Here is a 13070-nt window from a genome sequence, read left to right on the forward strand (position 1 = left end):
ATTGTGCACTCTCAAATCAGTTTAGACGCGGTCCGTCAATCTGGATAAGTTCACCGAGGCAGTGATGCCGATGTGATGGTGGACAATCCGCACACGGGATGCAAAGTCATTCTGCTGCATCACAGCGTAAATATTGCCTCGTTGAATTCAGCAGAAGTTATTGTAAAACAAGATTATACAATATAAGTCATATAACTCAATAGGTTATAAAAGTACGCGTAATGTTCATTATGTTAAATAATGATGCCTGCAACGCTGTGACATTACATCATGCTTTACATTTCTCAATGAATTTCGATATGCACAGCCAAAGCATCGAGATCAGTAAATAAACACACCATCATTTTACATTAATGTTGGAAGCGTAAATCTGGTGATTATTTCGATAGGAAGGAAGGTATGAATTCCAAAATTATTTCCTTCTTTGATGTTTTGAAGTTTCTCTGCGGTTTTTATCAAGAGTTGCGACATGTCCTGAGAAATTATGTAATCAATCTTTTCGTTAATAATTAATTCTTCGGTTACTTCATTTACCTCGTGTGTGATAAGAATTGGACGGACTTCACTTTCAATCTCATCCAGAGCGGCAACAAGACCTGCGTTTCCTCCAGCAACATTATATATTGCGCGAATATTTTTAACATTATTTAAAAGTTGAATTGCGGCATCATAGGTTTGTTGGGTATTGTCATTGCCTGAAATAACCTCAGATACGCTCACCGCCGGGAAGGTTTTACGAATTTGTGCTCTGAATCCTATTTCTCTGTCATCATGGCAACTATAAGACAATGTACCAACGATGACAGCAACACTTGCATCAGTACAATATTGCAAATGCTTACCAAGAATAAATCCCGCAGCCTGCCCTGCAGCTCGGTTATTTATGCCAACATACGCATCTCTTACATCGGGTTCAATATCACTTACCAATGCGATAATATGCTTTCCTTCCAATTTTAATTTGTGCACTGCAGAATTAATAGCGGGAGTATTTTTAGCTACAATGGCAATACCGTCAGCATGCTCAGCTTGTGTATTCAGCAGCCTGATGACTTCATTGTCATTCATATCTGAGCTGCAGCAAACATTAAGAGTGATACCTTTAGTTTCTAAACTCGCTTTAATTCGCTCAGCGGCCGATTTCAATGAAGCGTTGTACTCATCACCGGCCTGAACCACAACAGAAAATACACTTGAAGTTCGCATTTTAGGGGCGTGAACCAAGCCGGCAGCCTCTACAAGCAGTGCTGAGTATGCATGTTGTACAGTTTCAATGGTTTTGGGATTTACTCCAGGGCGATTATTCAATACGCGATCTATAGTCGCTCTGCTGAGATGAGTTGCATCAACAAGCTCTTTCATAGTGGGTTTGCGATTCATTAATTTTTGCCTGTAATAACTTGTTCATTTATTGAATGTTAACTCATTTTACAGCTCAAGTCCCCGTACAATCAGGTTGAAGCATAATGCCTCTAGTTACATATCATGACTTATGATGAGAGTTATTTGAGTCATTTTATACCACCATAATTTCTTCGTATCCCATCGGCTTCACCAAGCAAAGTCCAATTTCATACTATCGTATTGAAAGTATTGGAAAAATGCAAGTTACGTTTTCATTTCAGTTATGTGAGAAAGATCATAGTATGAGGCGAAAAGGATTAATTTGCATTGTAATATCACTCAGTAATGATTATTAATGCATCATTTAAGTGCTGGCGAGCACAGGCAACCAGTCATTACCCATCGGATGGGAGCCTATTCGGCTTATAAAGCTTTCTTGAGGGAACGGGTAGCCGGAGAATTGATTGATTAAGAAGGTTTTTCAGCAAATGTCTAAAATTCCGCATTTATCTGACTTTTTATCGCCATTGCTTAAGGCTCTCCAGCTGTGTAAGTTTTAGTTTAAAGCCATTTTTCTTTTTCGGCAGAGGTTAAAGGTAATTCAACGACTTTACCGGATTTTGCAGAAGAATAGGCAGCTTCTATTACTGCCATTACCGCAATTGCTTGCAGAGGAGTTACAGGATTCTGCCGCTGACCCAGCAGGGCGTCACGGATGGCAAAATAATACTGGCGTTGGTCACCTTTAGGTGTCGCCTGTGGTATTGGGCTTAGATTCTCACCAAACAATATTACATCGTCTGAATCTATACCCCACTCCGGCGTTCCCGGTTTTATCCCTGCAATCAACTGGTCTTCCTGCTTGTCGGCCTCGCTTTTAACGGCAGAGCCTTCAGTTCCGTGGACAGTGAACCGTGAAACGCCACCGGCTGAGAGCATTGTGCAATTTAAAATGACTTTGTGTTTTGCATAATTTAAAACCACATGCGCCCAGTCATCTATTTCAGCATTATCACGCAGGTTGGCTATGTTGGCCTGAATAGATTCCGGTAAGCCGAACAACTGTAATGCCTGGTCCGCGATATGGGGGCCGATATCAAACCATAGACCACTGCCTGGTAAATTCTTGTCGCGCCAACGATCTATCACCCGTGGCTGAAATTTATCAATGTGAGACTCAAAATGAACAATGCGCCCAAGCTTGCCACTTTCAATGACAGCTTTAATGCCAAGGTAATCGCTATCCCAGCGACGGTTATGAAAAACAGAAAGTATAACCTGGTTTTCTTCCGCTACTTGTTGCAGGTAGCGAGCCTGGTCAAGGGTTAAAGTGAAAGGCTTGTCTACGACAACATTTTTACCGGCTTTTAAGGCAAGTTCAGCCAAAGGGGCATGGGTCTCATTTGGGGTTGCCAGCACCACTAAATCAATATCGCTATCTTTTATCGCTTCTTCGGCTGAGCTAACCACTATCACGTCAGGGAAATCAGCTTTCACTTTATCTACCTGGCTTGAAACCACGGTTTTCAGACATAAGCCCTCAATGGCACTGAGTAAAGGGCCATGGAAATATTGGCCGACATATCCATAACCAATAAGGGCTACATTGATCGCTAAATATTTATTGTTCATATAGAGTCCTGATGAATTAACTGAGAGTGAATTTTTCATAAATTAAAAACACTGCGAATCCGGCATCCCGATTTTGGACACAATAAATATCATCTGCCAAAAGAATTAATCTCCTCGCCTGACAGATGATATGACTAATACAGGATACTGATACTGTGCTTTTTCTGTTCTCTACCGGAAAACCCGCCGGAGAATTTCCGTGGGTTCAGACTTTCTCCGTCTGCACAGAAAGCGTATTTTTCAGCATCTTCGCTTCCGCTACTTTTTCAATATCTTCCAGGGCGACACCACGGGTTTCCGGTACATAACGCGACAAGAACCAGTAACAGAACGCGTTGAACACTACGAAGATCCACATGGAGAATGCGCCATGGAACTGCTCCTGCAACCAGACATTGTCGTTGACGATTGGGAACACCAGGGTGATCAGGAAATTGGTGACCCACATCAGGCCCACGGCCAACCCCATGCTGGATTCACGGATTCTGTCCGGGAAAATTTCTGAGATCATCACCCATGCACCTGCTCCCCAACCCATACCAAAGAACAACGTAAAGATCAGGATGCCGCTAATGGCGATATAGCCGACATCATTGGTATACAGACCCCAAGAGGCGATTAGCAGTCCGATGATGGCCCCCATGGTGCCAATCTTCATGATCGGCAGGCGGCCATAATGGTCAAACAGGTGCATTCCGATAAACGCGCCAACACCATTGAGCAAGGCCACAAAAATGGTTTCGAAGAAGATAATGTCTTTATTACTGGTGGTGCCTTCCAGCATCATCGGCGTGTAGTAGTTGATGACGTTGATGCCGGTAAACTGCTGCAGAACAGCAATCGCTACCCCAACCACCAGGATATAGCGCAGTACCGGATTTTCCGGCATCACGCCCTTGCGCGCCGTGGTTGATTTTTTGGCAGCGGAAGATGGCAGTTGGAATAATTGACGCGCCTCTTCCTGATTAAATTCCGGATAGATACGCGAGAGCACTTTGATCGCCTGCTCGCCTCGGTTATGTCGGATGCACCAGTGCGGTGACTCAGGAACCAGAATGATCAAGACCAGCATTGACAGCGACGGCACCAGCTGTACCGCCATCATGATTCTCCAGCCGGTTTCAACCATCCATGCCTGCGGCATGCCACGCGCAATCAGATAGTTGACAGTAAATACCGCCAGCACCCCGGCCACGATAGAGAGGTCGTAAGTACCTGTGGCTTTACCGCGCATTTTGGCTGGCGAAATTTCAGAGATATACATTGGCGTTACCGTCGCCGCCAGTCCAACGGCAATGCCACATACCAGTCTTGCACTGGTAAACAACACAAACGAATCGGCAACGGCCGAAAGATAAGAAGTCACCACAAACAGTACCGCACTGACCAGCATGACTGGTTTGCGACCGGTTTTATCCGCCATTTTTCCGGCTGTCAGCGCACCGATGACGCCGCCAAAAATGACGCTTGAAACTGCCCAGCCGGTTTCTATCGAGCTCAACCCGAAGACCTTCTGAATCGAATCCAGCGTAGCGGCAATCACCCCTTCGGAGTAACCAAACATAAATCCGCCAGCGGCAGCTGCCAGGCAAAGCATATACACATACCGAGCATTAAACTTGTGTTGATAAGACATGAAGTTTCTCTCCTTTATGCTCGGGTAGGCAGGATAGTATTGAGCCAGTCACGTGCTCTGGCCACGGTGATTTCCGGACGTTCGAGCGAAGGATCCTGCTCAGCTTCCACCACCACCCAGCCAGCGTAACCAGAGTCGTTGATAAACTCGAACAATGGCAGGAAGTCGATCGCGCCATCACCAGGGATGGTAAACATGCCGGCCCGAACTGCCTCGTTAAAAGAGAGGTCCTGGCTGCGTATGAATTCCAGTATCGGCGTACGTACATCTTTTAGATGGATGTGCTTAATACGTGGGCCAAACTCATTAATCAGATCGACATAACTGAATCCACCTGTCAGCGCATGTCCGGTATCCAGCAGCAGGCCAACTTCATCACCGGTTGCCGCCATCAGCTGGCGGACTTCATCCTGCGTTTCCACGACCATCATTAGGTGGTGGTGGTACGCCATGGCCAGGCCATAGCCCTGCGCCAGTTTTCTGGCGAATTCGGTCAGGCGTGCGCCATAGGCGGCCATCTGCTCCGGGGTCAAGCGGCGGCGGCGGGACAACGGAACATCCAGGGCATTCTCTGCCATTGCTGCACATTCGCCATACACCATTACCTGTGCACCGGTTTTTTGTAGCAGCGTGGCAAACTCATGCACTGCACTCAGCTCTTCATCCACGCTGCGCTCAGCCAGAAAGCCGCTGTGCCAGCCGGATGCGAGGGAGAGTTTATAATCGGATAACAGCTTACTCAGCTCATCAGGATTGCGGGGAAATAAGCGGCTCATTTCGACGCCCTCATAACCCGCAGCCAATGCACCCGTAAGGCATATATCCGCCGTGGCATCTTTCCCAAACTCTTCAATCACTTCATTGGCCCACGAGAGTGGACTGATGGCCACTCTCACTGTTAAGCGAGGAGCTTTGATCATTTTATTCATATTATTCTCTCAGTCACTCATAGATACAGGGAGGTAATAAAGGTGATATCAATCCGAAGTGAATAGTCATTAATGATTGTTATCACCTAAAGTCTGATTTTTTCTAAATTAAAAAGCATATTTCTTAATGGAGGATAATAGTTCTTTTGTTAACAACGCCGGATCACGTTCCCATAAGCGCGGGCTAATTAATTCAATCGACCAAGCTCCGTTATATCCAGTTGATTTAACGGCTTCTGACCAGGCGCGCAAATCGATTTCCCCTTCGCCGGGTATGCAGTCGCGTAATACCGTTTCATCCCAGGGTTCCTCAGGGCTGTGCGGCACGCGGCCGTCACCGAAGTGCACACCAAAAATCATCTCGTTATCCATCTTCGCCACATCCTGCGGCGTTGCGCCTGAGGCATAGAAGTGCCAGAAATCAACCACCACACCGACATTTTTTTTACCAATGCGACGAATCACCTCCCGCGCCTGGCTTAACGTACGGAATTTGGTGAAAGCGGGTAACTCGATCATATAGCGAATACCATGCTGTTCACCGATGGCGGCAATAGCAGCAATATTTTCGCTCATGATTTCCACGATCTTTTCATCGGAATAGTGGTCTATGCCATTACGTGGCAATACCATGATGGTTTCTACACCCAGCTCAGAGGCTTCCTGAGTGATCTTTTCTGCTTCATTCAGCAGCTGCTGTTTCTCACTTACCTGATGTCGTTCAATTCTGTCCAGTGCGCTAAGAAAAGAAATTGATAGCCCGGCATCAGCAATGATTTTTTTAATGTCATGAGTTGTTCCGCCATTTTCTAAGTAACGCACAAGCTTAGGGTAAAATATTTCCAATGAATCAAATCCCGCCTCTTTAGCTAGGCGAACATCCGTTACTAAATTGCCGTGACTTGTCGAAATACCGTGTAAAGAGGTAAGCATGATAATCACCATGATATGTAGATAATAATATTGTTTTATCGAATACAGATATTATTAATCGCGTTTACGGTAGGCGCTCTGCATAGCCAGAGCGCCGTTCAAGAGACTATTTATGGTAAGGCGTAGGCAATAACATAATCGCCGCGGTTTTTATTGGTGCCAGTGCGGGTCGCACCGCCATCCACCACCACGATGTACTGCCTACCATCCTTGCCGATATAGCTCATGGGTGTACCCTGGCCACCGACTGGCAGGCGGGTACGCCAGACTTCTTTGCCGGTATCGTTATCAAACGCGCGCAGGTAATAGTCCAGCGTGCCATGGAAGAAGCTCAAGCCACCTGCCGTTACCAGCGGACCGCCGAGGTTTGGCATGCCAAGTGGGATATACAGGTTCGGCACAATGCCCTCTTTCGGTAAGAAGTTGTTGTGAATTGGCGCATCCTGGATCCCACCGAGCGGCACCTGCCATTTCACCTTGTTACTCGCCAGGTCGATAGCGGTCAGCGAACCGAATGGCGGCTTGAAGCATGGTGTGCCTAGTGGTGAGAGGAACATACCGCGTTCCACGCCCCACGGCGTGCCCTTCTGCTCTGAATATTCGCCTTCGGTTGACGGCTTCAGGCCACCTTTTGCTGCTTCCTCACGAGACAGGAAACGCCCCACCATCGCCATGCGAATGTCATTCACATAGAGCGTACCGGTGGCCGGGTTGATCGCCATGCTGCCCCAGTTCTGACCACCGTAATAGCCAGGCCAAATCAGCGTGTCCTGTTTATCCGAAAGCGGTGTCCACTCACCTTCATAACGCAATTTCTTAAACTGGACGCGGCAGTAGAGCTGATCAAAGATTGTGGCTCCCCACATGTCAGACTCTTTCAGCTTATCAACGCCTACTGATAACGCGGAATAAGGCTGCGTTTCAGAGACCTGCATGCCTGGCATCACATCAGTTGGCACTTTACGCTGCTCTACCGGATAGACCGGCTTGCCGGTACGGCGATCAAGCACAAAGATCTGACTGCGTTTCGTGCCCTGGATTATCACCGGAAGGGTTGTGCCATCCTTCTGTGGCATGTCGTAAAGAATCGGCTGTGTTGAAACGTCGTAGTCAAACTGGTCAATGTTGGCGGTACGGAAGTGCCAACGCTCCTTGCCGGTTTTCAGATCAACGGCCACGATGGCATCGGTATACTCGTTCGAGTACGGATGGCGATCGCCGGTCCAGAAGTCAGGTGTTTGGTTGCCCGTCGGGAAATAGGCCAGACCCAGTTTAGGATCGTAAGCGGCGGTACCCCAGAAGTTAGGCGTTTCAAGAGGGTAAGTCTCACCGGCTGGCAGCGGGCTGCTGTCGCTGGCACCGCGTTTCGCATCCCAGGCCCAAAGGATTTTGCCACTGACCACATCATATCCGCGGACCACGCCGCCAGGTTCGCCTACGGTGAGGTTATCGTTCAGACGTCCACCCACCATGATTACGCCATCGGCCACCAGTGGCGCAGAGGTCACGTTGTAGCTACCCTGCTGCCCGCCTTTGGCGTCAGCGGGCATGTTCACTGTCAGATCGACGTAACCCCCGTTACCGAAGTCTTCACACAGTTTTCCGGTTTCAGCATCCAGCGCCACGATGCGGGCATCAATGGTGGTTTCAATGATACGTTTGCGACAAGTAGCCGCAGAGGAAACTGCCCTGGCAGCAACCTCACCAGAGGTGGGGTTCTTAACTGACAACTGGTCAATATCGGCATACCCCACCCCACGGCATCGCTTCCAGCCTTTGTTACTTTCAAAGATTTGCGGATGTGGATCGAAACGCCACTTCTCCTTGCCTGTGGTGGCATTAACCGCAATCACTTTACTGAGCGGAGTACACAGATAAACCGTGTCATCCACTTTCAAAGGTGTAACCTGATATTCAGCACCATCAACCGCCATGTCTCCGGTACGATAGGTCCAGGCGACTTTCAGGTCCTTGACATTGCTTTTATTGATCTGATCAAACTGGACATATTTTTCGCCGAGGGTGTTACGTCCCCAGGCTGACCAGTCGTTCCCACCTTCGTGACCAGCCTGAGGATTGATGACCTTAGCGGCTTCGCCTGTTGCGGTGACTTCCGCATGTGGAAAAAAAATACCGCTAATCAGTGCAATCAGTGCAACAAAGCATAAGCCAGCCATGGTGAAAGCAAACTTTTTGCGTGCCGGCAAACCATCTTTCCGGTTTAGCCACGGCACGCACAGAGATACCAGCATGCTTATACCGATGAATACCGTTACGCGCGGCAGGAATTGCCAGAAGTCGTCGCCAATTTCCCAGAAAGCCCATATTACACTGTAAAGCGCCAGTGCGATTGCCACCGGCCAGGCATAGAAACGCCTCCGCATTAACCCAAGGCCCGTGATGCATAAAAGGATCCCTGCTAACAAATAGAACCAAGCTCCTCCTAAAACCGCGAGATACGCACCGCCAGCTGCCAGCCCAACCCCCGTTAAAGTTACCAGAGCGCCGATAACGCCCAGTAGTAAAACAGATTTTTTCATAGCGTCTTCTTCCACTTACCTGCCATTATTATTATGAAATATCGCCTTATGCGGCAATATGTCTATCTTTGATGCATATCTAATCATAATGGAGACAAATTAGATCATTCTTGAGATCGAAGACAATTAAAGAAAATCAAAAGTGAGACCCAAATCGAATTTTTCATTTCAAATACTTCTTGATATGAACCGTTCACTCTAAAAAAATGACAAATTTGTGCGGAATTGAAGTTACTATGAATGTCTGAAAGCGAAGCTCTAAACGAAATGATTCAAAATGACTCAAAGGTGAGCCAGGCCTGTATCATACGTGTGATCTGGGGGATAAGGGGGGAGAACTGGGCGCTTCCTAAAGGGATATACAATCTAGGCAACTATGGTAAGACTCATCACTATCTGCCATTAAAATCCGGGCAGTTAGGGGGTTAGGATTAGCTCTGAGTTACAGAATGCATCACTCTAAAATCATCATTAATGTGACCATCTCTTGATATCAGATGAATTTCGATTCCAGGGGGGACGACATGCAATGGCCAGCAACGTTTCGCTAAAGCTTTCAATAGGAAAAATGCCCCTGAGATTTTTCAATATTTCATCTCATAAGGGACATTTGCTGGCCTTGCTACTGGGTTATTTCACTTTGCTCCAGAAGTCTCTTGGCTGATGCATTAGTGGCTCTCAGATGCTCTTCCACATTTATGCCCTGCAGTTTTCCATCTGCTTTGATAATACGACCATCGACAATGACTGTCTCAACATTTTCCGGCTGAGCCGAGTAGACGATGAGCGCTGCCGGGTCCCCTCCGCCAAAGCCGGCCATGTTCAGAGTATTAGGATTGATGATCTGAATGTCTGCCCGCTTACCCTCTTCAAGGGTTCCGGTTAATGCACCCAGTCCAATCGATTCTGCAGAGCGACGGGTTGCCAGCGTCAGAAGCTCGCGCGGGTCTGGAAGTGCTTCATCTTTAGCATTACCGCTTTCACTCAGCGCTGCAGTGCGAAGCGTCTCGAACATATTAGCTCCGCCAGACAAAGCATTCCCATCTATGCCCAGCCCCTGCCTTTCAACCCCCTTAAATTGATTAAGCAGCGTCAATCCATAGCCGACGCGTTGTTCGCTGACTGGAGTTAACACCAGCCCACCGCCTGCTCTCTGCAGAGCGTTCAATTGCTGCGGTAGCGCATCGCTTGCGTGTATAACTGTCAGCGATGGCGATAAATATTGACGGTCTGTCAGTGCATCAAACATTGCGTGGGCATCGCCGCTGACATGCACCTGAATCGGCAGTTTGTGCTGAACAGCAAACCTGTATTCTTCATCCCGCATTGCCCAATTCTGCTGGCTAGATAAGTCCCGGGGGATTCGCCAGCCCAGCCCGAGTTGGACCCGATCTGTTGATTGCTTTTTAAGATAAGCCAGGTGTTTCAAATGAATCATGTTTTTTGTGGTTTTATCTGGACCACCATAATACATAACGGCACGAATGCCGCTTTTTTCCAGCGCCCTAAATCCAGCATCACCCCAGGCAGGGCCACGAATGTTATCAAAGTAATCGCCAGTAGTAGTGACTCCTGACTGTAGCAATTCAAGCGAACCAGAATACATTGCCTGCCAGATGTCATCCGGCTGCATCTTCTTTGCTAACTTATTGCTGACAGGGAAAAATTTACCCTGTTTGTTTCGGAACTGGCCGCGCATGGTGGTGACCCATAAATGATTATGCGCATCTACAAACCCCGGCACTACATACTTACCGCGGGCGTCTATTATCTTTGCATCGGAGGCCACAAGATCTTTGCCAATCTTCACTATCTGGTTATTTCGAATCAATATGTCGGCAGAAGGCTGGTCCTCTCCGTTGGCTGTCATAGGTAACAGATAACCCTGCCGGATAAGCAAAGTGTTGTCAGGGGCGGCGCTAACCGAAGCAGAGAAAAAACTGGCAGTAAACAGTACAGCGCGAAGTTTACAGGGCATACCTACTCCTTCGTGAGTTAAGGGGGTTAACTCAGAGTATAGGCACTGCCATTATGATGAATTGATAGCACCTGACTCCATTGCAAATATGCTCATTACTCAAGATAGTGAAACAAGACTTAGCCCTTTAGTACTGACCTAGAGGTCAAGTAGTTTCTTATGAAATTTACCCACGCTTAAATATTTTTAAATCAACCACTCTGCCAGTTTTTGGATAGCGGATCTAGACTTTAATAACATAAAAAACGTCATTTATCAAAAATATGTATAGGATTATGAAATCATAATTATGTTAAATTATAATCTTGAGCCCTTGTGAATTAACTTCCCTACAGCTTCAACTACCATTAACAGCAGTGTCGTATTGTTTATTCTAAATGAGTTGCTAGGCGACACAACGCATAATAGTCCCCGAGCGTGAGGTTATTTTTTGCATGCCGTAGCCGTAAAATTTGTTTAACCTCTTGATGAAATGCGTTCGAAGCATCGTCTCCCTGATAGGATGATGCGCGTGGATACTGATTTCTTAGATATTCATTAAAACTATTTTGGAGAAATTTCACGGGATCGTTTTGTTCCTTTTCAGATTCCATCAGCCCGGCTTTGAGCACAAGAAAGTAGTAAACCATGCCTATTTTTGAGGTAAACACTTGCTCAAGCCTCCCGGCGTAACGCTCCAGTTCACGTATGATGTCCTCTCCGCACAACAGATAATTCCACCGCAACTTCAGCGTGAATGCTTTGAATGTAAGGGAGTCTGGGGGCGTGGTCCCATTGGTGGCAAAAATGTCGCGGCCTTTGATTACTTCTTCCAGTTTGTCTGGGGCGTGTGTCTCAATCGCCATTAGAAACGCTAGGAAAGGCACGTCCGGCTTTTTTGTCGTTGCCGCAACGGCCATGGCTAGCCGATCGAGCCATAAATCAACCGTGCGCAGTTGCATGGAAAATCCGTCTGCAATGCCCGTAAGGATTTCAATCACTGCGCTCTCTCATTCATGCACGTCTCCGAGCAGAAAGGCACCGGGCTCGCTGGTGCAATAATGCTGCAACTGCGTCAGCTGGAAATATCGCTCTAGGATAAAAGATTTCCGGCTGACCTCATTAAGTGTCACCGAACGGTTGAAGAAGCGATCTAGATACAGCCGCGAGTCGAATCCACTACCGTATATCGCCCTAATAGAGTGCTGCAACTGAGCCTTGTCGGTAGCTATTACGAATACAACATGTTCAATGCTGAAAATGTGCTTGATTGTCTCAAGCATCTCAATAGCATACGTTGGGCGGCAGCGATCCAGCTCGTCTATAAACACGAATAGCGGATAGCTTAGTGCCGGGGATGCGGTATTAATGACGGCGCGTAGCCAGCCAGTGATGCCTTCACGAAACTCCTCTACGCTATTACCGGCCTCATCGTGTGCCCTTAGCGCAGCTTCTACCAGCTTTGCGCCAGCGTCTGCTGAGCAGTCGTCACTTAAAATTTTTGCCATAACATCGTCAGAATCGATACCGAGTCGGCTTTTAAGTAGTGCTTTGGTGACGTCTGGCGCAATCGCTTTAAACAGGCGCCAAGTTCCCTTCAGCAGTTTGGAGTCAAGCACCGCTTTATCAGTATGGGCAATTAAGCTGTGACGAATTTCGGCCACAACGTTCAGTAGTGGATCTTGCAGGTGGTCATTTTTCCATGCATCCACGTAGACGGTCGGATAAACACTGCCTATCTCGGCCTGCCAGCGGCGCAAAAACCATGACTTAGCCGCTCCCCAACCAGCATTAATGTTCAGTACGTAGCTGCCCGTTTCGCTTTTTGACAGCAGCAGTGACGTCAGAAAGCGGGCATGAGACGCGCGATCCATGGCATCAGCCGGCAGTTCATCCTGCTGAAGTGACCAATCGAATTTTAGACTTTCATGAATTAATTTCATCGATACCTCGTATTATGTCTGGCGATTTACCCACAACAATGAAGAGTTCTCAGCTTTCGGGTAGATCCGGTCTGGTGCTCTGGTAGAGTAGTTTAACGGTACGGGTCCAAAGAGGATCATCACGCCAGCTCCCAGGGAAGCCCATTTTCCCAAGTA

The 13070-nt window shown here is 47.5% G+C and carries 9 protein-coding genes; all 9 read right to left on the reverse strand.

The features are described from left to right. Window positions 1–345: 345 nt before the first annotated feature. Entirely contained in the window at window positions 346–1380 is a 1035-nt protein-coding gene (locus tag F3J36_RS19400; RefSeq protein ID WP_166720307.1) for a substrate-binding domain-containing protein, read from the reverse strand. Between the two features lie 525 nt (window positions 1381–1905). Then, window positions 1906–2976, reverse strand: coding sequence for an oxidoreductase (locus F3J36_RS19405; RefSeq protein WP_166720308.1), 1071 nt, complete (start codon window positions 2974–2976; stop codon window positions 1906–1908). A gap of 205 nt (window positions 2977–3181) precedes the next feature. Continuing rightward, window positions 3182–4612: a sugar porter family MFS transporter gene (locus tag F3J36_RS19410; protein WP_166720309.1), complete on the reverse strand. Its 1431-nt coding sequence runs from the start codon at window positions 4610–4612 to the stop codon at window positions 3182–3184. Window positions 4613–4626: 14 nt separating this feature from the next. Beyond that, complete coding sequence (gene iolE, locus F3J36_RS19415; RefSeq protein WP_166720310.1) at window positions 4627–5541, reverse strand: myo-inosose-2 dehydratase; 915 nt, start codon at window positions 5539–5541, stop codon at window positions 4627–4629. Window positions 5542–5649: 108 nt separating this feature from the next. Further along, window positions 5650–6474: a sugar phosphate isomerase/epimerase gene (locus F3J36_RS19420; protein ID WP_166720311.1), complete on the reverse strand. Its 825-nt coding sequence runs from the start codon at window positions 6472–6474 to the stop codon at window positions 5650–5652. Between the two features lie 110 nt (window positions 6475–6584). Further along, window positions 6585–9014 (reverse strand): membrane-bound PQQ-dependent dehydrogenase, glucose/quinate/shikimate family, encoded by a 2430-nt coding sequence (locus tag F3J36_RS19425; protein ID WP_166720312.1) that lies wholly within the window; start codon window positions 9012–9014, stop codon window positions 6585–6587. A gap of 622 nt (window positions 9015–9636) precedes the next feature. After that, window positions 9637–10992 (reverse strand): amidohydrolase family protein, encoded by a 1356-nt coding sequence (locus tag F3J36_RS19430; RefSeq protein WP_166720313.1) that lies wholly within the window; start codon window positions 10990–10992, stop codon window positions 9637–9639. A gap of 368 nt (window positions 10993–11360) precedes the next feature. Further along, a complete protein-coding gene (locus F3J36_RS19435; protein ID WP_166720314.1) occupies window positions 11361–11972 on the reverse strand; it encodes a hypothetical protein in 612 nt (203 codons plus the stop codon). Window positions 11973–11981: 9 nt separating this feature from the next. After that, window positions 11982–12914, reverse strand: coding sequence for a P-loop NTPase fold protein (locus F3J36_RS19440; RefSeq protein ID WP_166720315.1), 933 nt, complete (start codon window positions 12912–12914; stop codon window positions 11982–11984). Window positions 12915–13070: the final 156 nt, after the last annotated feature.

The sequence above is a fragment of the Pantoea sp. Cy-640 genome (assembly GCF_011752635.1).
Taxonomy (GTDB): domain Bacteria; phylum Pseudomonadota; class Gammaproteobacteria; order Enterobacterales; family Enterobacteriaceae; genus Pantoea; species Pantoea dispersa.

Coding starts and splice junctions, on each gene's coding strand:
- F3J36_RS19405 (WP_166720308.1), bottom strand. CDS start 2,976: ATGAACAATAAATATTTAGCGATCAATGTAGCCCTTATTGGTTATGGA.
- F3J36_RS19440 (WP_166720315.1), bottom strand. CDS start 12,914: ATGAAATTAATTCATGAAAGTCTAAAATTCGATTGGTCACTTCAGCAG.
- F3J36_RS19400 (WP_166720307.1), bottom strand. CDS start 1,380: ATGAATCGCAAACCCACTATGAAAGAGCTTGTTGATGCAACTCATCTC.
- F3J36_RS19430 (WP_166720313.1), bottom strand. CDS start 10,992: ATGCCCTGTAAACTTCGCGCTGTACTGTTTACTGCCAGTTTTTTCTCT.
- F3J36_RS19425 (WP_166720312.1), bottom strand. CDS start 9,014: ATGAAAAAATCTGTTTTACTACTGGGCGTTATCGGCGCTCTGGTAACT.
- iolE (WP_166720310.1), bottom strand. CDS start 5,541: ATGAATAAAATGATCAAAGCTCCTCGCTTAACAGTGAGAGTGGCCATC.
- F3J36_RS19420 (WP_166720311.1), bottom strand. CDS start 6,474: ATGCTTACCTCTTTACACGGTATTTCGACAAGTCACGGCAATTTAGTA.
- F3J36_RS19410 (WP_166720309.1), bottom strand. CDS start 4,612: ATGTCTTATCAACACAAGTTTAATGCTCGGTATGTGTATATGCTTTGC.